The organism is Ochrobactrum teleogrylli (genome assembly GCF_006376685.1).
In the GTDB taxonomy this organism is placed as follows: domain Bacteria; phylum Pseudomonadota; class Alphaproteobacteria; order Rhizobiales; family Rhizobiaceae; genus Brucella; species Brucella teleogrylli.
Genome location: NZ_VEWL01000017.1, coordinates 48,982 through 68,093 on the forward strand (window position 1 = coordinate 48,982; position 19,112 = coordinate 68,093).

A 19,112-nucleotide genomic window follows, 5' to 3' on the forward strand; every position below is an offset into this window, starting at 1 on the left:
AAATTTTGGCCTTGCAGCCCCGCTCCTCGCCCTTCGAGACGGCGCTTCGCGCCTCCTCAGGGTGAGGGATGCGGGGTTGGCGATCATCTCGCCTCTATGGATCAGACGAGAACCGGCCAAGGCTTCTGCGCAGGCCGCATCCCCTCATACGCTTTTGCCATCCGCAACACGCCCAGATCATCGAAACGCTGGCCGAAAATCTGCAGGCCGATCGGCAGGCCCGTCGATGTATAGCCGCAATTGATCGAGATCGCCGGTTGTTCCGACATGTTCATAGCGACTGTAAAGGCAATGTGTTCGAACGGACGCTGCGGATCGTTGATCGGCGATGCCCATTCCGCCGGATAGGTCGGCATTGGAGCAGTCGGCGAGATGATGAAGTCAAAATCCTTGGACGCGGCGAGCGCCGTATGGCGCATTGCGTCGATCTGCGCGAAGCCGGAATAGACCTCCTCGCCGTTCAAGCCTTCGGCGGTCTCGGTCCACTGATAGATGTAAGGCAGGATTTTCGCGCGGTTTTCCGGCGTCATCTTCTTCACATCGGCCCAGGAGCGCGCGCGCCAGAAGCGGTCGAGACCGTCGATCATGGTGCGATTGAGGAACGGCGCAACCGGCTCGATGATCGCGCCCGCATCGGCGAAAGCTTTCGCGGCTGCTTCCACCGCGGCTCGGGTTTCATCGCCGGTCGGCTCGCCGAAACCGGCATCGAGCCAGAGACCGATTTTCAGGCCCTTGACGTCGATATCAAGGTCCATCCAGTCAATGTCCTGATAAGGCAGGCTCATGGCGTCGCGACGGTCCGGACGCGACAGCACCGACATGTAAAGCGCGCTGTCGGCAACCGTGCGGGTCATCGGACCGGCAACACGTCCGAGAAATGCCGGATCAATCGGAATACGCCCGAAGGACGGCTTCAATCCAACGAGACCGCACCAGCCAGCCGGTAGGCGGATAGAGCCGCCAATATCGGTGCCAATATGCAAGGGACCGTACCCGGCGGCACCGGCGCTGCCTGCACCGGCGCTTGAACCGCCCGGATTGGTGTTCAGGTCCCACGGATTGCGCGCAAGCTTGTGGAAGCTCGACAGCCCCGACGACAACATGCCGAGATCGGGCATGGTCGTCTTGGCGAGCAGCACGCCGCCAGCCTCACGGGTACGGGCCGCAGGTGGGGCATCAGCGGCGGCAGGCTTCAGCGGCAGCGCCGCGCAGCCAAGCGGAACCGCCGTTCCCTCGGTCGCTATGTTTTCCTTGATCGTCAGCGGCACACCATCAATGGGGCCTGCCGGTTCACCCTTCGCCCAGCGCGCTTCGGAAGCTCTGGCCGCCGCCCGCGCAGCATCCGGGTCATAGGCCCAAAGCGCGTTCAGCTTCGGCTCATAGGCTTCGATGCGGGTGATGACGGCTTCCGTGACTTCGACCGGCGAAAGCGACTTCGCCTGATAGGCGGACACGAGTTCAACGGCTGACAAATCGGCAAGATTCGACATTGGATATTTCCTCAAATCACTCAGGCAATTTCAGTGTGGAATCGGATCGCCGCACGCGCTTGCGGCGACCGGAAAAAGGTTTTGGCACGGCATCGACCAGCGCCCGCGTGTAGTCATGTTGCGGATTGTCGAACACCGCATTGGTCGGTCCCTGCTCGACGATATTGCCACGATAGATCACGGCAACACGGTCGGTAATTGCGCGCACCACACCGAGATCATGGCTGATGAAGAGATAGGAAAGGCCGAACTTTTCCTGCAAATCCATCATCAGATTCAACACCTGCGCCTGAATGGAAACGTCGAGCGCGGAGACCGGCTCGTCGGCCACGATCAGCGCCGGTCTGGTGATCAAAGCGCGGGCAATGGCTATGCGCTGGCGCTGCCCGCCGGAAAACTCATGCGGATATTTTTCCGCCGATGCTTTGGGCAGGCCGACCGCTTCCAGCACTTCCGCCACACGGTCGTCGCGATCTTTGGCGCTCGTGCCGCTTTCAAGCGACACAATCGGCTCGGAAATAATCCGCTTCACCGTATGGCGCGGATCGAGCGAGCCATAGGGGTCCTGAAAAATCGCCTGAAAGCCTTTGCGCGCCTCGCGCAGACCAGCGCGGTCGAGAGCGTAAATATCCTGCCCGTTGACGAGAATCTGACCCGACTGCGGACGTTCCAGCCCCATCACGGCGCGGGCCAGCGTGGATTTGCCGGAACCGCTTTCGCCAACGATGCCAAGGCTTTGTCCTGCTTCGATCTCGACATTGACGCCATGCAGAACACGCAAGGAGCCCGGCCTCGAAAAGAAAGACGCGCGCGGAAGCTGATATTCGCGCACCACATCGCGCACCTGCAAAATCATCTGGCTCATGAAACCACCTCGCCTTCACGCGGGTGCAGGCAGGCGGCACGATGCACGATGCCGTCATTCTCGGCGATGAAATCGAGACCCGGTATTGCCTTTCGGCAATCATCCTGCACAAAGGCGCAACGATCGGCGAAGGTGCAATGAGGCGGACGCGTCAGCGGATCGGGCACCACGCCGGGAATGGCGGCAAGGCGCAGGCGTTTGCCCGTCGCGTGACTGCGCACAAGGGCGGCGCCATGCGGCGAGGCTGCAAACAGCCCGCGTGCATAGGGATGCGCCATGCGTTGAAACACGGCTTGCGTGCGTCCGGTCTCGACGATGCGGCCCGCATACATGACGGCTATCCGGTCGGTCATTTCCGAAACCACACCGAGATCGTGGGTAATCAGCATCAGCGCCGTGCCGGTTTCGTCGATCAGTTCGTCCATCAGATCAAGAATCTGCGCCTGCACCGTCACGTCGAGTGCAGTGGTCGGCTCATCGGCGATCAGCAGGTCCGGCTCGCAGGCAATCGCCATGGCGATCATCACACGCTGGCGCTGCCCGCCCGAAAGCTGGTGTGGATAAAGATCGAGATTGAAGCGCGGCGCAGGCAGGCCAACGCGGTCGAGCAGTTCGCGCGCTTTACGCTCGGCATCCGCACGGCTTTCGCCTAAATGCAGACGGCGGCCTTCGGCAATCTGCGCGCCGATGGATTTGACCGGATTGAGCGCCGTCATCGGCTCCTGAAAGATCATCGCCATGCGCCGTCCGCGCATTTTGCACAGTTCCGCTTCCGGCGTGGCGGCAAGGTCCTGACCGTCGAAGCGCAACGTGCCGCGCACACGCATCCGTTCCGGCAGCAGGCCCATGGCGGCAAGCGCGGTGATCGACTTGCCGCTACCGGATTCACCAACGACACCGAGGCGTTCGCCACGGTTCAGCGTCAGCGTGATGCCGGAGACAATATCTGCGGAACGAGTGCCGAAGGGCAGCTCGACGGACATATTGTCCATTTCAAGAAGGGGTGCTGTCATCTCTGCCTCCGCACGCGCGGGTCGAGCACATCGCGCAATCCGTCACCCAGCATGTTGAGGCCCAGCACGGCAAACGTGATGGCGAGGCCGGGGAAAATGGCGAGCCATGGCGCGTCATAAATAAAGGTCTGTGCGTCGTTGAGCATCTTGCCCCAGCTTGGCATCGGCGGCTGGGTGCCAAGACCGACATAGGAAAGGCCCGCCTCGGCAACGATAGCGAGCGCGAACTGGATCGTCGCCTGCACGATCAGTACATGATTGATATTGGGCAGCACATGCAAAAGCGTGATCGACACATCGCCACGACCAGCGCAACGGGCTGCCTGCACATATTCGCGTTTCCAAAGCCCAAGCGATGCGCCGCGTGTGACACGGGCAAAGACCGGAATGTTGAAAATGCCGATGGCGATCATCGCATTCACCGCACCGGGACCGAAGACCGCCGTGATGATGACGGCGGTAAGCAGCGCGGGAAAGGCGAAAGCCAGATCGGTCATGCGCATGACGAAACCGTCCACCATGCCGCCGCGTGCCGCCGCGAAAGCGCCCAGCGGAATGCCGATCCCGGCACCGACAAGCACGGCAATGATCGACACGGCGATGGAATTGCGCGCGCCGACCATGATCATGGAAAACACGTCGCGACCGAAATTATCCGTGCCGAACAGATGATTGAGGCTCGGCCCCTGCAACTTGTCGCGGAAATTCATGGCCGTCGGCGAATAGGGCGTCCAGAAAAAGGAGATGAGCGCCATCGCAACGAGGATAACCGTAATCAGCGTGCCGATGGTCAGGCTGCGGCTCAAAAGCACCGTTCGGAAAATGCCGGGTTTCGGCAAGATTTGCGTGTCGCTCATCGGCTGCCTCCCGTCGAAAGGCGCGGATCGATGAAGCCATAGACCAGATCGACGATGAAATTGACCGCGATCACGGAAGCGGCAAGCAGCGTCACCAGCGACTGCACGGTGACGAGATCGCGCTGCGCGATGGCCTGAAACACCAGCCTTCCAAGGCCGGGCAAATTGAAGACGTTTTCGATGATGATGGTTCCCGCCAGCAGAAAGGAAAATTGCAGGCCGATGATGGTCACGACCGGGATCAGTGCATTGGGCACCGCATGACGCCAGAGCGCGGACTTGCGCGTCAGGCCCTTGGCACGCGCGGTGCGCACGAAATCCTCACCCAGCGTTTCGATGACGGCGGATCGGGTGACACGCGCCAGAATGGCGGCAAGCGGCAGCGCCAGCGCCAGTGCTGGCAGAAACAGCGAGCGGATGCCGTTCCAGAAACCGCCTTCCCAACCCGCGAAACCCGAAGCCGGAAACCAGCCGAGCTGCAAGGCAAACAGCAGGATCAGGAGCAGGCCGAGCCAGAAATTCGGGATGGCGACGCCGACCTGCGCCACCCCCATGGACAGCACATCACCAGTCTTGCCGCGCTTCGAAGCCGCATAGACGCCGACCGGAATGGCAACCGCGACCGACAGAACCATCGACAAAAGAGCCAGCGGCAGCGTGACCATGATGCGCGGTCCGAGCAGTTCGCTGATCGGAACGGAATAGGTATAGCTCGTGCCGAAATCGCCTTTAAGAAAACCGCCGATCCATGTGAGATAGCGCCACCAGATCGGCTGGTCGAGGCCGAGCTGCGTATGGAGCGCGGCCAGCGTTTCAGGCTGCGCATTGATGCCAAGGATCACCGCCGCCGGATCACCCGGCAGCACCTGCATCAGCAGAAAGACGATGACGGAAGCCGCAAGCGTCGTCAGCAAGAGCGAAACCAACCGCCCGGATATGTAAGCCAGCAAGGCGACCTCCTTGAAAAGACGGATATCCGCTTTCCACATTCCAACTCACCATACGCCCTCCCCTTATCTTTATGGGGCGCACGGCATTCGTTATGAGTATCCGCCCCGTTGCCAAAGCGCCGGGGCGAAGGTTCTTATTCGGCCCAGTAAGCCTGCGTCAGATCATCAGCCGGGATCGGCATGTTCTTCCAAAGACCTTTTACGTTCTTGTTCCAGACGCCGATTTTCGGCAGCGCATAGAGGAAGACATTCGGCTCGTCGGCGGCCAGCTTTTCCTGCAACTTCTTGACGAGTTCCAGCTGTTCCTCGTCGCTGCCAGCCTCGGCATAAGACTTGTAGAGCGCCTTATAATCCGGGTTATTGTAGTTGAAGTAGTACTTGTCGCGGGCATAGATATCGAGATCGCGCGCTTCGGTATGGGCGATGATCGTCGCGTCGAAATCCGACCGCTTGAACACCTGATCCAGCCACTGCGCAAACTCGATCGGCACGAGATTGACCTGAATGCCGACCTCGGCCAGCATCGCCGCAATGATCTCGCCGCCACGACGCGCATAGGCCGGTGGTGGCAGCGTGATGGTGATCGACGTGCCTGCCGGAACACCTGCCTCTTCCAGAAGCTGCTTGGCCTTGGCCGGATCATAGGGATAGGTCTGCGAAAGATCGACATAGCCCGGATCGACCGGCGAATAATGCGAACCGATCGGCGTGCCGAAACCGGAATAGGTGCCTTCGATCAGCGCCTTGCTGTCGATGGCATGGGCCAGCGCCTGACGCACTTTCACGTTGTCGAACGGCGCCTTGGCATTGTTGAGCGACAGCAGAACCTTGCCCGCCGTATCGCCCACTTCGACTTGCAACTTGTCGTCGCTCTTGAAGCGGCTGATCAGCTCCGGCGCTTGAAACATCGGGAACACGTCGATGTCACCGGCAAGGATCGCGGCGGCGGCAGCCGAAGGATCGCTGACAAAACGGAACGTGACGGCGGAAAGCTTTGCAGGCTCACCCCAGTAATCCGCATTGCGTTCCAACTCGACGCGGTCGCCCTGCACCCAGCGCTTGAACTTGAAAGGACCGGTGCCGACCGGCTTGGTCTTGTTTTCGCCAGCCGAATTCGGCGCGACCATCACCGCATCGCCCCAGCCCATATTGAACAGGAAGTTCGAGGTCGGGCGCTTCAGCGTCACAACGGCGGTCGCCGGATCGGGACATTGCGTGCTTTCAATCGGCGCAAACAGGCCCTTCTGCGCATTGGTGGAATCTGGAGCGACGGCGCGCTCATAGGAGAATTTTACCACCGAGCAGTCGAACGGCGTGCCGTCATGGAACTTCACGCCTTGACGCAGCTTGAACGTATAGGTTTTCTTGTCGTCGGAGACGGTCCAGCTTTCAGCCAGAAGCGGCTTCACCGTGCCATCCTCGACAATGCGCACCAGACCCTCATAAAGGTTGGCATAGGTAACCTGCCGGATACCGGCGGCGGCATTGGCGGTCGGGTCCAGACCCGGCGGCTCCAGCACTTCGCCGACCACCAGCGTATCTTTCGCGAAGGCACCGTTGATCGATGCCAGCATCGTAGCCGTTATAAGCCCGGCTTTAAACAGTTTACCCATGGTTCCCCTACAACCTTTCTGGATTTAAATCGAGCGCCCGCCATCCACGTCGAGCGCAACCCCGGTAATCATAGAGGCAGCGGGCGAGCAAAGGAAAGCCGCCGCTTCAGCCAGATCGTCGGGTTTCAACAGGCGGCCCATCGGGATGGAATCGCGGAATTTCTTGCGGATTTCTTCCGTGTCCTCACCCATGAACGTGGTGAGAAGCGGCGTTTCACCGGCAACCGGGTTCAGCGCCACAACACGGATTTTCGACGGTGCAAGCTCGATGGCGAGCGCCTTCGTGACCGAAACGACCCAGCCCTTGGTGGCATTGTACCAGGCAAGATTCGGGCGCGGGCGACCAGCACCCGTCGAAGCGACGTTCAAAATGACGCCTTCGCCATTGCCCTTGAAATGCGGGATGAGCTTGCGCGTCATCAGATAGACGCCGCGCACATTGACGCCGAGAATGCGGTCGAACTCGTCCGGCTCTACCAGTTCGGCATTTTGCGGCTTGTGGCCAATACCGGCATTATTGATGAGAATATCGACCTTGCCGAATTTCGAAAACGCGGCTTCCACCGCTGCATCAACATCGGCTTCCTTGGAAATATCGGCAGCCACGGCCAGCGCCGCATCGCCGATTTCGCCTGCGACGCGCTCAGCGCCTGCCTTGTCGCGGTCGACGATGACGACCTTTGCGCCGCCTGAAGCAAAGCGCTTCGCCATGCCTTCGCCAAACCCCGAACCTGCTCCTGTAATGAGCGCGACCTTACCTTCAAGCGACACTATGCTTCTCCTTAACCGTGATACACGGAAATCGTCTTCAGCGAGGCAAACCCGTAGAGCGCCTCAAAACCTTTTTCGCGGCCATGGCCGGATTTCTTCACGCCGCCGAACGGCAGTTCGATACCGCCGCCAGCGCCGTAATTGTTAATGAACACCTGCCCCGAATGGATCGCATGGGCGAGGCGGAACTGGCGTCCGCCATCCTTGGTCCAGATGCCGCAAACGAGACCGTAGGACGTGCCATTGGCAATGGCGATGGCTTCCTCTTCGGTATCGAACGGCAGGATAACCTGCACCGGACCAAAGATTTCCTCCTGCGCCAGTCGATGATCGGCAGGCACGTCGCGGATCAGCGTCGGCAACACATAGGCCCCGCCTTCCGGCGCGTCTTCGGTCAGCACGCCTTGCGCGGCAATGGACAGTCCGCTTTCCTTGGCGAGATCCAGATAGCTTTCGACAATCGCCTTCTGGCGCTGCGACACCACCGGACCGACGGACGGATCAGCACTTGCAGGGCCAACCTTCAATGCGCGGTAGCGTTCGCTCATGCGCGCGACAACATCTTCGTAAATGCTGCGTTCGACCAGAATGCGCGACGAAGCCGAGCAGGTCTGACCGGCATTTTGAATGCCGGCATTGACCAGAAACGGCAAAGCGCGGTCGAGATCGGCATCAGCGAAAACGATCTGCGGCGATTTTCCGCCAAGTTCCAGCGTCACCGGCACAGTGTTCTTCGCTGCTGCGGCCTGTACCGCTTCACCGGTGCGCACCGATCCCGTGAACGAGATGTGGTTGACATCGGGATGTTCGGAGAGTGCTGCACCCGCTTCCGCGCCAAGCCCGGTCACCACATTGAGCGCGCCCTTCGGCAGACCGGCCTTTTCGGCAATGCGCGCAAATTCGAGAATGGTCAGGCAGGCTTCTTCGGCAGGCTTGACCACGGCGGCATTGCCCATGGCCAATGCTGCGCCAAGGCTGCGACCCAGAATCTGCATCGGATAGTTCCACGGAATAATATGGCCCGTGACGCCGTGCGGCTCATAGATCGACAGAACCGTGAAGCCGTTCTGATAGGGCAGCGTATCGCCATGCACCTTGTCAGCGGATGCACCGTAGAATTCGAGATAACGCGCCAGCGCCACCACGTCGGCGCGGGCTTGGCCGACCGGCTTGCCAACATCCTTCGATTCCAGATCCGTCAGGAGGTCGATATTCTTCAGCACTTCTTCCGAAATGCGATGCAGTACACGACCGCGCTCGGTCGCGGTCAGCTTGCCCCAGTCGCCGGAAAGCGCCTTGCGGGCTGCTGCTACAGCCTGATCGATATCGGCCTTGGTGCCGCGCGCAATCAGCGCCAGATCGCTGCCATCGGAGGGGTTCTTGACGGTGATATGCTCGCCGCCAGCGGCATCCTGCCACTGACCCGCGATAAAATTGCCGTAACGGAGCAAGCCCGCTCCTCCCGTCTGGTTCTCATGCTTCATCTTCATTCTCCCGAAGAGGCTGTTCCGCCTCCAATCTTGCAGTGGTGGCGCGGATATGCGCCCGCGCCAGCCGCTCAGCCTGCTCGCCATCGCGCGCGGCAATGGCCTCAACAATCGCGCCATGTTCGCGGATTGCATCGCGTGCACGATCTACCGATAGCGAAAAGGATGGCGCGAAAACCTGCGATGTCATGCGCAACAACGGCACGAAGGCGATCAGCGAGGCATTACCTGCCGTGTTCATCACCGCCATATGAAAATCGACATTGGACTGGGTATAGGCTTTGGCATCCCACGGATCGACCACCGCCGACTGACCCGCGACATGGGTGCGCAGCCTGGCGATATCCGCATCGCTCGCCCGTTCAGCGGCAAAACGCGCAGCCACACCGTCGAGCACTTCGCGCACGGCATAAGCATCAATCAGGCGGGTGAGATCGGCGGAGGCGACACGCACCCCCCTGCCCGGCAGATGGATGACCAGCCCGTCGCGCTCCAGAACACGCAAGGCTTCCCGCAAGGGCGTGCGGCTGATGCCGAATTCGGTGGCTATATGCTCCTGCCGGAGGATCGCGCCCGGCGCATAAACGCCCGCATAGATTCGCTCCCGAAGCGCCTCTGCCACTTCGTCCAGCAAACGGGTCTGACTACGCCATTCATAAGCCGCCAATCGAAAAGCCTCCCAACTTTTCGCAAACTATATCCTGGATACAAAATCGGTCAATCCGAATTTCAACGACTTTTCTGAAAAGATTGGAGACTGTTGACGACTGAAAATTTCTGAAAGGTGTGCTGACCGGATAAATTGCGTCGGGTTGGCACGCCCGGTCGTTTTCTTCAAACGGTCATCATCAGTTTTCGACGGTTTCGGCTAGTATCCCTGCCAGTTGCCGGATTTGTTCGGGGCCGTGATCCATGTGCCGGATGACGATTTCCATCGGTTCGACCGCAGGCAGGCCCGCAAGCTCCGGCACGGCGCGGTGGGCGGGCAGCATAACGCGCATCGGCAACAGGCTGACGCCAAGCCCCTCCGCCACAGCACTTTGAATGCTCACCAGACTGGAGCTGGTGAACACCACATGCCACGGTCTGCCGATCCGGTCGAGCGCCTCCATCATGTCGCTGCGATAAAGCCCGTTCGGCGGAAAGGCGACTAGCGGCAGCGGCTCAAGCCGCGACATTGAAGACACCGGAAAGTCCGCACTCTCCAGCCAGGTCAAAGGTTCGGGCCAGCGCATTTTGCCTGCCGTCTCGCCGCGCTTCCGCTTGACCATGACGAGATCGAAATCACCCGTTTCAAAACCCTTCTGCAAGTCGCGGCTGAGACCGCTCGTCACTTCCAGCTTGATGTTCGGATGCTCGCGCATGAAAGCCGCCAGGGCAGGCGTGACCAGTCGCGATGCGAAATCTTCCGGTAGTCCCAGACGAAACACTGTTGCAAGCGCGCTGCCGGTCATGGCGGCAGCGGCTTCGTCATGGAGATGCAGCATGCGCCGCGCATAACCGAGCAACTTTTCCCCGGCATCGGTGGGTCGCACATCGCGGCGTGCGCGCTCCAGCAGCGCCTGCCCCGCCGCCTCTTCCAGCCGCAATATCTTCTGGCTGATGGTCGATTGCGTCGAATGCAATTGCTGCGCCGCAACCGTGAAGCTGCGACTATCGACGACAGCCACAAAGGCCCGCATCAGATCGAGATTGAAGATAGTATTCATAAATCCACTGGATATCAGTTCAACATTTAATTTTCAAATAGAACGGGCAAGCTGTATGAAAACAATCAACCAAGGGAGCCGTAAATGCGCCGAACATTATTCAGCTTGAGTGCCTTGGCATTGATTGCAGGAGCCATTGTCATGAGCGAACCCACCTTGCCCGGCCATCAGGCCATCGCACAAACCGAAACCGGTCTTATCGAAGCAGCCAGCGCCGGCAACCTCGCCGCCGTAAAGGCCGCCATCAAGGCCGGAGCCGATCTTGAAGCGCGCGGCAAGAATGGCGAAACGGCCCTGCTCGCCGCCACCCATGCCAATCACATCGATGTCGCACGCGCTTTGATCGAGGCGGGCGCGAATGTGAATGCCAAGGACGCGATCCATGACAGCCCCTATCTATATGCGGGTGCGCGCGGCCATCTGGAAATCCTGAAACTGACACTGGCGCACGGTGCCGACCTGACAAGCACCAACCGCTATGGCGGAACGGCGCTCATCCCAGCAGCCGAACGTGGCCATGTCGAGACGGTGCGCACGCTGATTGCGGCGGGCGTGAAAGTCGATCACGTCAACAATCTCCATTGGACCGCCTTGCTGGAGGCTATCATTCTGGCCGATGGCGGCGAGCGCCATGTCGAAATCGTCAAGCAGTTGATCGATGCCGGTGCCGATGTAAACATCGCCGACAAGGACGGCGTGACGCCATTGCAGCATGCGCGCCAGCGCGGCTATGCACCGGTGGTCGCCCTTCTCGAAAAGGCAGGTGCGAAATGAACACCGACCGGATCTTTCTCGATCAGGCCATAGCGCTGGCATTCGACAATGTCGATCAGGGCGGACGCCCGTTCGGCGCCGTGGTGGTCAAGGACGGCGACGTCATTGCCACCGGCGTCAACCGCATGCAGGCCGATTGCGACCCAACGGCCCATGCCGAATTGCTGGCGCTGCGCGCGGCGGGCAAGGCCCTGCAATCGCCACGTCTCGACGGCTGCGCCGTCTATACCAGTGGCCAGCCCTGCCCCATGTGCTATGCCGCCATGCGCATGGCAGGCGTGGACAAAATCCTGTTCGCCAATTCCAACGAACAGGCCGAATCCTATGGCCTTTCCACCGCAAAAATCGCTGCTGAACTGGCCAAGCCCGTCAGCGCGCAGACCGGTATCCGCTTTGAACATTGCCCGTCGGAAGAAGGCGAACGCCTGCTGCGCGCATGGCAGGACCGGACAGACACCCAGTAAAGTCTCATCATGCCCAGCAACCCTGCCAGCACCGGCGGTAACCGGACCGCACCCATTGCCCTTGTCGCGCTCGTCGCGCTGATCGGTTTCAACCTGCGGCCTTTCCTGACGGGACCGGGGCCGGTTCTGTCAGATATTGCCGCTGATACCGGCATGGGGTTCGGTGCGCTTTCACTCCTGACTTTTCTGCCGATGCTGCTGATGGGGCTTGGCGCATTTGTCACGCCGCGCATCCAGTCGCTTTTCGGTACGCGCCGAAGCATGTTCGCAGCACTCGCAATCCTCGCAGCCGGATCGGCGCTGCGCGGCATCGTGCCGGACGGCCTGTCGCTGATATTCACAGCCATTCTCTGCGGCGCTGGCGTTGCCATGATACAGGCGCTGATGCCCGGTCTCATCAAGGCCAGATTTCCATCGTCCATCGCCACGATCACCGGGCTTTACTCCGCAACCATCATGGGCGGGGGTGCACTGGGTGCGCGATTGGCGCCATGGTTTGCCGGTGCCGCCCACAATTGGCGCTATGCGCTCTCTTTGTTGGCGATACCTGCCGTGCTCGCCTTGATCGCTGCCGTGCCGATCCTGAAAGAGGCCCCAAGCACAACGAAAGCAGCAGGCCAGAAGTCGGGCATTACAGCTACGCTTTTACGGCGTCCGCGCACATGGGCGCTGATGGCCGCATTCGGCCTCGTCAATGCCGGCTATTCCTCAATGGTCGCATGGCTTGCACCTTATTATCAGACACTCGGGCTTGAAGCCTCGGCGACGGGCAGCCTTGTCGCGACCATGGCGATTGCGCAGGCTCTGAGCGCCCTCGCCCTGCCCATGCTTGCACGACGCAGCACCGACCGCCGCCCATGGCTGCTTTTCAGCCTTTTGATGCAGGTTGTGGGATTTGCCGGGCTTGCCTTTGCGCCGGACATCTCGCCGGTCTTGTGGTCGGCGATCTGTGGTGCCGGCCTCGGCGGCAGCTTCGCGCTTGCGATGATCACCTCGCTGGACCATTTGCCGAAACCGGAGGAAGCAGGCGCTTTGGCCGCCATGATGCAAGGCGGCGGTTTTCTGATTGCAGCACTTGGACCCGTCGCAACCGCGCTTCTTCATAGTATCACCGGCGGCTTTGCTTCCGGCTGGATCCTGCACCTTGTTCTGGTCGCGGCGATCTGCCCGCTCTATCTGAGCTTCAATCCCCGCCATTATGCGCGGGTGATGAACCTGCCGGTTTCGCCAGCGAATGGCACACAATAGCGTTACCCAATCAATTTATCGGGCAAAAACGATGTTCGGCGGGCATTTTTGGGTTAGAGAGCTTGCTCACCTTCCCTTTCGGGTTAAGGTTGGCGCCATCCCTCAGACTGGTCAATGACATGAAGCACGAAACCGTCATCAAGCAAGGCACGTCCGTCGCACCGGACGGATTGCCCAAGCCGAGAATCTATTGGGCATGGGCTACCTTGATGGTCGGTTTGACGCTTGCCGTTATCGACGGCACCATTGCCAATGTCGCCTTGCCGACAATCGCCGCCGATTTTTCCGCCGGACCCGCAGCCTCGATCTGGATCGTCAACGGCTATCAGCTCGCCATCGTCATCAGCCTGTTGCCGCTGGCAGCGCTTGGCGAAATCTACGGCTATCGCCGCATCTATCTGGCGGGCGTGACACTGTTCACCGTCGCATCGGTGGCTTGCGTCTTCGCGCGCTCTCTGGAAACGCTGACCCTCGCGCGCATCGTGCAAGGATTGGGCGCGGCGGGGCTGATGAGCGTCAATACCGCGCTGTTGCGTTATACCGTTCCGCAGGCCAAATTCGGTACGGCCATCGGCCTCAACGCCCTCTTTGTCGCGGTTTCTTCGACCATCGGGCCAACGCTCGCAGGCGTCATCCTGTCCTCGCTGACCTGGCCGTGGCTCTTCGTCATCAATATTCCGCTCGGCATCGCAGCGGTCGCGATGGGCTTACGAACCCTGCCGGAAAATGAGCGCTCGGCGCGCAAGTTCGATGTCGTCAGCGCCATCCTCAGCGCCCTGACCATCGGCCTTCTGATCACGACCATCGACAGTGCTGGCAACGAGGTCAGTCAAACTGTCGTCGTGCTGCAGGCCGTGGCCTGTCTCGTGGCGGGCATTTTGCTGACACGCCGCTCGCTGCGTACCATAGACCCGCTGCTGCCGCTCGATCTGTTGCGCATTCCGGTGTTCACGCTCTCGATCTGCACGTCGATCATGTCGTTCCTCGCGCAGATGATGGCCTTCATCTCGCTGCCGTTCCTGTTTCAGACCGTGTTCGGCTTCAAGCCGATTGAGGTGGGCTTTCTGATGATGCCATGGCCGATTGCGCTGGCATTGGTCGCGCCTTTATCCGGCAAGCTTTCCGACAAATATTCCCCGGCGATACTCGGGCTGCTCGGCCTCATCACTTTTGCTGCCGGGCTGGCGCTGGTCGGCATGTTGCCCGCCCATCCGACGATTGCCGATATTTGCTGGCGCATGGCCATTTGCGGCATCGGCTTCGGTCTGTTCCAAGCGCCGAACAACCGCATGATGATCACCTCGACGCCGCGTGCGCGCTCCGGCGCTGCAAGCGGCATGCTCGGCACCGCTCGTCTGCTCGGCCAGTCGCTGGGGGCTGCCTTCGTGGCGTTCCTGCTGGCGCAATGGGGCGTGGAAGGCTCGCCCTATATCCTGTTCATCGCTTCGGGCTTTGCGCTGTTTGCATCGGTAATCAGCTTTTCGCGCCTCGGCGCTCACCGTTTGGGAGCATGATTTCGTTCATCCACAGCGATGAAAAATTTTCCATCGAAAGGCTCGTTTTGCCTGTTGCAATCTGCAATGCGTTGGTTCATATACCGCCTGCCTGACGGAAACGACTTCCTTCGGAAGCGCTTTCAAGTCGAAACTGGCGCGAGCGGGTGTAGCTCAGGGGTAGAGCACAACCTTGCCAAGGTTGGGGTCGAGGGTTCGAATCCCTTCGCCCGCTCCAGTTTCCAGCAAGGCAATTCTCAAAATCCCGGCTTCGTCCGGGATTTTTACTTTTTAGGCCCTCCCCGTCTTCGAGGCGCATTCCGAACCGGAAGCAAACTTATAGAAAATAAGAATGAAGCCCAAACAGGGCTTGGCAGCGGCGCAGCGAACCATTAACACGTTGCAGGTCCCAAAACCGGGCGACCCCTTTTGCCGCAAGCTTTTCTCCGGGGCAGAACGACGCCCCAACACTGAGCCACGAATGACAGACATGCCGACAGAGCGACCCGATATCGACGCGCAAGCCGCCGTCGCGGGAGCCTATAGGCCTTCCTCACGCAAACGCTCCGGTGGCTTTCTGCGCGGCAACTCGCTTCTCGGGCTGATCGTGCGGCGCGTATTGCTCGGTATCGTGTTGCTCTGGGCGATTTCAGTGGTCATTTTCGCGGGCACGCAGATCCTGCCCGGCGACGTGGCAACCGCCATGCTCGGCCAGCAGGCAACCCCGCAGGCCGTCGAAAACATCCGCAAGGAACTCGGCCTTGAGCGACCGGCGATCCAGCGTTACTCCGAATGGCTGGTCAATGCCGTGCAAGGCGATCTCGGCCGCAGCTATTCCAACCGGCAGGACATTGCCAAAAGCATCGCGCCGCGCCTGTCGAACACGCTCTATCTTGCTGCCATGTCGGCGCTGTTCGCGATACCGCTGGCGCTGCTGCTCGGCGTGATTTCCGTTCTCTATGCCGGAACGGTGATCGACCGGGGCATTGCCGTGGCAACGCTTGCCACCATATCGCTGCCGGAATTCTTCGTAGCCTATATTCTGATCGCCTATCTGGCGATCTCGCTCGGCCTGCTGCCATCAAGCGCGCTCGTCACGTCGTCGATGAGCGGCTGGCAGCGTCTGACGGCTGTTGCCCTGCCCTGCATGACGCTGGTGATCGCCGTGACCGGCCATATGGTGCGGATGACGCGCGCCTCGCTTTTGTCCGTCATGTCGTCGCCCTATATCGAGACTGCGCAGCTGAAAGGCCTGCCGCGCTGGCGCATTCTTTTGAAACACGCTTTGCCCAATGCGCTGTCGCCGGTCATCAATGTCATTGCGCTGAACCTAGCCTATCTGGTGGTTGGCGTCGTGGTGGTCGAGGTCATCTTCGTTTATCCTGGAATGGGGCAATATATGGTCGATCACGTTGCCAAGCGTGACGTGCCGGTGGTGCAGGCCTGTGGCCTGATCTTTGCCGCCGTCTATATCGGCCTCAACATCATCGCCGATGTTATTGTGATCCTGACCAATCCACGGCTGAGGCACCCGCGATGAAAAAGCGCAAACAGTCTTCGCCGCTGTTGGCGATCATCGGTTTCGGCGGCATCGCCTTCTTCCTGTTCGTCGCCATTTTCGCAGATTTTCTGGCACCGCATCCAATTTCGGAAGTGGTGGGCGCTGTCTGGCAAGGCCCCTCGCCGCAAGCTCTTCTCGGCACCGACAATATTGGTCGCGACCTTCTGTCCCGCGTTATCTGGGGCACGCGGCTAACGCTGTCGATTGCCGCCGCCTCGACCATCGTGGCCTTTGCAATCGGCGTGCCGCTCGGCTTTCTTGCTGCGCTCTCCAAAGGCTGGCCGGACCAGCTTTTGTCGCGCACCAACGATCTGCTGATGGCGATCCCGACGCTGATTTTCGCGCTGGTGGTACTCGCCGTTCTGCCGAAAAGCGTGTTCGTGCTCATCGCCGTGATGGCCGTGCTGGAAGCGACCCGCGTTTTCCGCGTCAGCCGTGCCATCGCTTCGGATGTGGTGGTGCTGGACTATGTGGAAATCGCGCGGTTGCGCGGCGAGAGCAAAGGCTGGATCATCTTCAACGAAATTCTGCCCAATGCATTGTCGCCACTGCTGGCCGAATTCGGGCTGCGCTTCGTCTTTGCAATTCTGTTTCTTTCCACCCTGTCTTTCCTTGGGCTTGGCGTGCAGCCGCCAGTGGCCGACTGGGGCAGTCTGGTGAAAGACAACAAGGACGGGCTGATGTTCGGCGTCTTCGCCGCGCTCATTCCCGGCGGCACGATTGCGGCACTGGCGATCAGCGTCAATTTCGTCGTCGATTGGGTCTTGCAGCGCACATCGAGCCTGAAGCGAGGTGCGCAGGATAATGGTTGAACCCCTGCTCAAAATCACCGCTCTGGAAATCCGCTCCGATGATGGCCTTGTCGTCGATAAGGTCGACCTGACCCTTGCCAAAGGCCGGGTGCTTGGTCTCATCGGCGAATCCGGCGCGGGAAAATCCACCATCGGTCTTGCAGCCCTTGGGCATGCACGCGGCGGCTTGCAGATTACTGGCGGGACCGTGACGCTCGACGGCAGCAACATCCTGTCGCTGTCGCGCAAGGACATGCAGGCCATGCGCGGCAGCCGTGTCGCCTATGTGGCGCAATCGGCAGCCGCTGCCTTCAACCCTGCCCATCGCCTGATCGATCAGGTGATCGAAGCCACGGTCTGGCACGGGCTGATGAAGCGTGCGGAAGCCAGAAAGCGCGCTATAGAACTCTTTGCCATGCTTGGCCTGCCCGACCCGGAGCATTTTGGCGAGCGCTATCCGCATCAGGTATCAGGCGGCCAGTTGCAGCGCGCCATGACCGCCATGGCGCTTTGCCCGAAGCCCGATCTGGTGGTTTTCGACGAACCGACCACGGCGCTCGACGTGACCACCCAGATCGAAGTTCTCATCGCCATCAAGAAGGCGATCGAGAGTACCGGCACGGCAGCGCTTTATATCTCGCACGACCTTGCGGTCGTTGCGCAGATCGCCGACGACATCATGGTGCTGCGCCATGGCCGCATGGTCGAACAGGGGTCCGTCCGCCAGATATTCGATGCGCCGCAGGAAGATTATACGCGCCAGCTGGTTGCCGTGCGCCAGAAGGAAGTGGAAGGCAAGCCGCTCACCGCCGAACCGCTCCTGACCGTCAGCAAGATCAGCGCTGCCTATGACCCGGCCAATCCGGTTCTGAGCGATATCTCGCTGGAGCTGGAAAAGGGCCGTACGCTCGCCATTGTCGGCGAGTCCGGTTCCGGCAAATCGACGCTGGCGCGTGTGGTTTGCGGGCTTCTGCCGCCAATCGCCGGTGAGATTCACTTCGATGGCGCAATCCTGTCGCCGCGCCTTGAAGGCCGGTCGAAGGAAACGCTGCGCAATATCCAGATGATCAGCCAGTTGCCCGATCTGGCGCTCAATCCCCGCCGCACCATTGCCGACATCGTCGGACGCCCGTTGCAGTTCTATTTCGGCATGGGGCGCGCAGACCGGCGCAAGGCCGTGGCCGAACTGATGGATCGCATCGAGCTGCCGCAGGCCGTTCTGGAGCGCTATCCGGCTGAGCTTTCCGGCGGCCAGAAGCAGCGCGTCTGCATTGCGCGTGCACTTGCCGCACGACCAAAGCTGTTGCTCTGTGACGAACCGACCTCGGCGCTCGATCCGCTAGTGGCTGAAGGGATACTAGATCTCTTGCGCAGGGTGCAAAACGAGACCGGCACATCCTATCTCTTTGTGACACACGATCTGGCCATCGTGCGCGCCATTGCCGACAGCATTGCAGTCATGCATCGCGGACAGGTGGTGCGCTATGGCCCGAAGGCCAGTGTGCTAACGCCGCCCTTCGATGACTATACCGGCAAGCTCTTGGCTTCCGTTCCGCAAATGGAACCCGGCTGGCTCGATGGCATCATTGCCGGACGAGAGAGCTGCACGGCACAGAATAATCTCTGAAAGGACACGACATTATGAGCAAGAAGGCAATCATTCTCGACGGCGGCATGGGCCGCGAGCTGGAGCGCGTCGGCGCGCCGTTCCGCCAGCCGGAGTGGTCGGCGCTTGCCTTGATCGAAGGCCCGCAATTCGTGCGTGAAGTGCATGACGGTTATATTGCCGCCGGTGCCGACGTCATCACCACCAACAGCTACGCCGTGGTGCCGTTCCATATCGGCGAAGAGCGCTTTGCCGCCGAGGGTCTCAAACTTGCAGCCCTTTCCGGCACGATTGCCCGCGAAGCCGCCGATGCCTCCGACCGCGACGTGAAGGTGGCAGGTTCGCTGCCGCCGGTTTTTGGCTCCTACCAGCCGGACCTGTTCGACCCGGCGCGTGCGGGCGAACTGCTCGGCGTTCTGG

Annotated in this window: 18 protein-coding genes and 1 tRNA gene; 9 read left to right on the top strand and 10 right to left on the bottom strand. The window is 60.4% G+C overall.

Annotation, left to right across the window (positions count from 1 at the left end):
- Positions 1-101: 101 nt before the first annotated feature.
- The 10 genes from FIC94_RS20090 to FIC94_RS20135 form a co-directional block, all read right to left on the bottom strand.
- Positions 102-1,490: an amidase gene (locus FIC94_RS20090; RefSeq protein ID WP_140026177.1), complete on the bottom strand. Its 1,389-nt coding sequence runs from the start codon at positions 1,488-1,490 to the stop codon at positions 102-104.
- Positions 1,491-1,506: 16 nt separating this feature from the next.
- Positions 1,507-2,355, bottom strand: coding sequence for an ATP-binding cassette domain-containing protein (locus tag FIC94_RS20095; RefSeq protein WP_109369688.1), 849 nt, complete (start codon positions 2,353-2,355; stop codon positions 1,507-1,509).
- Complete coding sequence (locus FIC94_RS20100) at positions 2,352-3,368, bottom strand: ABC transporter ATP-binding protein (protein WP_140026178.1); 1,017 nt, start codon at positions 3,366-3,368, stop codon at positions 2,352-2,354. Before FIC94_RS20100 ends, FIC94_RS20095 begins: the two co-directional genes overlap by 4 nt.
- Positions 3,365-4,225 (bottom strand): ABC transporter permease, encoded by an 861-nt coding sequence (locus tag FIC94_RS20105; protein WP_109369690.1) that lies wholly within the window; start codon positions 4,223-4,225, stop codon positions 3,365-3,367. Before FIC94_RS20105 ends, FIC94_RS20100 begins: the two co-directional genes overlap by 4 nt.
- Positions 4,222-5,175, bottom strand: coding sequence for an ABC transporter permease (locus FIC94_RS20110; RefSeq protein WP_140026192.1), 954 nt, complete (start codon positions 5,173-5,175; stop codon positions 4,222-4,224). The genes FIC94_RS20105 and FIC94_RS20110 overlap by 4 nt, the downstream gene beginning before the upstream one ends.
- Positions 5,176-5,309: 134 nt before the next feature.
- A complete protein-coding gene (locus tag FIC94_RS20115) occupies positions 5,310-6,788 on the bottom strand; it encodes an ABC transporter substrate-binding protein (RefSeq protein WP_140026179.1) in 1,479 nt (492 codons plus the stop codon).
- Positions 6,789-6,812: 24 nt separating this feature from the next.
- The gene (locus FIC94_RS20120; RefSeq protein ID WP_121538871.1) at positions 6,813-7,559 is read right to left on the bottom strand and encodes an SDR family oxidoreductase; all 747 of its coding nucleotides are present in this window, start codon (positions 7,557-7,559) and stop codon (positions 6,813-6,815) included.
- Between the two features lie 11 nt (positions 7,560-7,570).
- Positions 7,571-9,043 carry an aldehyde dehydrogenase family protein gene (locus FIC94_RS20125; protein WP_140026180.1) on the bottom strand — a complete coding sequence of 491 codons (1,473 nt, stop codon included), beginning with the start codon at positions 9,041-9,043 and terminating at the stop codon, positions 7,571-7,573.
- Positions 9,033-9,713: a GntR family transcriptional regulator gene (locus FIC94_RS20130; RefSeq protein ID WP_105542576.1), complete on the bottom strand. Its 681-nt coding sequence runs from the start codon at positions 9,711-9,713 to the stop codon at positions 9,033-9,035. Before FIC94_RS20130 ends, FIC94_RS20125 begins: the two co-directional genes overlap by 11 nt.
- 181 nt (positions 9,714-9,894) lie before the next feature.
- Positions 9,895-10,755, bottom strand: coding sequence for a LysR family transcriptional regulator (locus FIC94_RS20135; RefSeq protein ID WP_140026181.1), 861 nt, complete (start codon positions 10,753-10,755; stop codon positions 9,895-9,897).
- A 141-nt stretch (positions 10,756-10,896) separates the two neighbouring features.
- Between FIC94_RS20135 and FIC94_RS20140 the strand changes: the two genes are divergently transcribed.
- The 9 genes from FIC94_RS20140 to FIC94_RS20180 all read left to right on the top strand — a co-directional run.
- Positions 10,897-11,529 (top strand): ankyrin repeat domain-containing protein, encoded by a 633-nt coding sequence (locus tag FIC94_RS20140; RefSeq protein WP_235892077.1) that lies wholly within the window; start codon positions 10,897-10,899, stop codon positions 11,527-11,529.
- Entirely contained in the window at positions 11,526-11,993 is a 468-nt protein-coding gene (locus tag FIC94_RS20145) for a nucleoside deaminase (protein ID WP_140026183.1), read from the top strand. The genes FIC94_RS20140 and FIC94_RS20145 overlap by 4 nt, the downstream gene beginning before the upstream one ends.
- A 9-nt stretch (positions 11,994-12,002) precedes the next feature.
- Positions 12,003-13,241, top strand: a complete 1,239-nt coding sequence (locus tag FIC94_RS20150; RefSeq protein ID WP_180918072.1) for a cyanate transporter — start codon at positions 12,003-12,005, stop codon at positions 13,239-13,241.
- 119 nt (positions 13,242-13,360) lie between these two features.
- Complete coding sequence (locus FIC94_RS20155) at positions 13,361-14,755, top strand: MFS transporter (protein ID WP_140026185.1); 1,395 nt, start codon at positions 13,361-13,363, stop codon at positions 14,753-14,755.
- A gap of 142 nt (positions 14,756-14,897) precedes the next feature.
- Positions 14,898-14,972, top strand: a tRNA-Gly gene (locus FIC94_RS20160).
- Positions 14,973-15,224: 252 nt separating this feature from the next.
- Positions 15,225-16,274: an ABC transporter permease gene (locus FIC94_RS20165; protein WP_140026193.1), complete on the top strand. Its 1,050-nt coding sequence runs from the start codon at positions 15,225-15,227 to the stop codon at positions 16,272-16,274.
- Complete coding sequence (locus tag FIC94_RS20170; protein ID WP_140026186.1) at positions 16,271-17,107, top strand: ABC transporter permease; 837 nt, start codon at positions 16,271-16,273, stop codon at positions 17,105-17,107. The genes FIC94_RS20165 and FIC94_RS20170 overlap by 4 nt, the downstream gene beginning before the upstream one ends.
- On the top strand, positions 17,100-18,713 hold the full coding sequence (locus FIC94_RS20175) for an ABC transporter ATP-binding protein (RefSeq protein ID WP_140026187.1): 1,614 nt from the start codon (positions 17,100-17,102) through the stop codon (positions 18,711-18,713). The genes FIC94_RS20170 and FIC94_RS20175 overlap by 8 nt, the downstream gene beginning before the upstream one ends.
- A 14-nt stretch (positions 18,714-18,727) precedes the next feature.
- A partial coding sequence (locus FIC94_RS20180; protein ID WP_180918074.1) for a homocysteine S-methyltransferase family protein occupies positions 18,728-19,112 on the top strand: 385 nt, incomplete at its 3' end.

Bases quoted from the DNA above. Each gene is read 5' to 3' on its own strand.
- FIC94_RS20170 (WP_140026186.1), top strand. From the start codon at position 16,271: ATGAAAAAGCGCAAACAGTCTTCGCCGCTGTTGGCGATCATCGGTTTC.
- FIC94_RS20175 (WP_140026187.1), top strand. From the start codon at position 17,100: ATGGTTGAACCCCTGCTCAAAATCACCGCTCTGGAAATCCGCTCCGAT.
- FIC94_RS20150 (WP_180918072.1), top strand. From the start codon at position 12,003: ATGCCCAGCAACCCTGCCAGCACCGGCGGTAACCGGACCGCACCCATT.
- FIC94_RS20165 (WP_140026193.1), top strand. From the start codon at position 15,225: ATGCCGACAGAGCGACCCGATATCGACGCGCAAGCCGCCGTCGCGGGA.
- FIC94_RS20100 (WP_140026178.1), bottom strand. From the start codon at position 3,368: ATGACAGCACCCCTTCTTGAAATGGACAATATGTCCGTCGAGCTGCCC.
- FIC94_RS20125 (WP_140026180.1), bottom strand. From the start codon at position 9,043: ATGAAGCATGAGAACCAGACGGGAGGAGCGGGCTTGCTCCGTTACGGC.
- FIC94_RS20145 (WP_140026183.1), top strand. From the start codon at position 11,526: ATGAACACCGACCGGATCTTTCTCGATCAGGCCATAGCGCTGGCATTC.
- FIC94_RS20090 (WP_140026177.1), bottom strand. From the start codon at position 1,490: ATGTCGAATCTTGCCGATTTGTCAGCCGTTGAACTCGTGTCCGCCTAT.
- FIC94_RS20155 (WP_140026185.1), top strand. From the start codon at position 13,361: ATGAAGCACGAAACCGTCATCAAGCAAGGCACGTCCGTCGCACCGGAC.
- FIC94_RS20115 (WP_140026179.1), bottom strand. From the start codon at position 6,788: ATGGGTAAACTGTTTAAAGCCGGGCTTATAACGGCTACGATGCTGGCA.
- FIC94_RS20135 (WP_140026181.1), bottom strand. From the start codon at position 10,755: ATGAATACTATCTTCAATCTCGATCTGATGCGGGCCTTTGTGGCTGTC.
- FIC94_RS20095 (WP_109369688.1), bottom strand. From the start codon at position 2,355: ATGAGCCAGATGATTTTGCAGGTGCGCGATGTGGTGCGCGAATATCAG.
- FIC94_RS20105 (WP_109369690.1), bottom strand. From the start codon at position 4,225: ATGAGCGACACGCAAATCTTGCCGAAACCCGGCATTTTCCGAACGGTG.
- FIC94_RS20140 (WP_235892077.1), top strand. From the start codon at position 10,897: ATGAGCGAACCCACCTTGCCCGGCCATCAGGCCATCGCACAAACCGAA.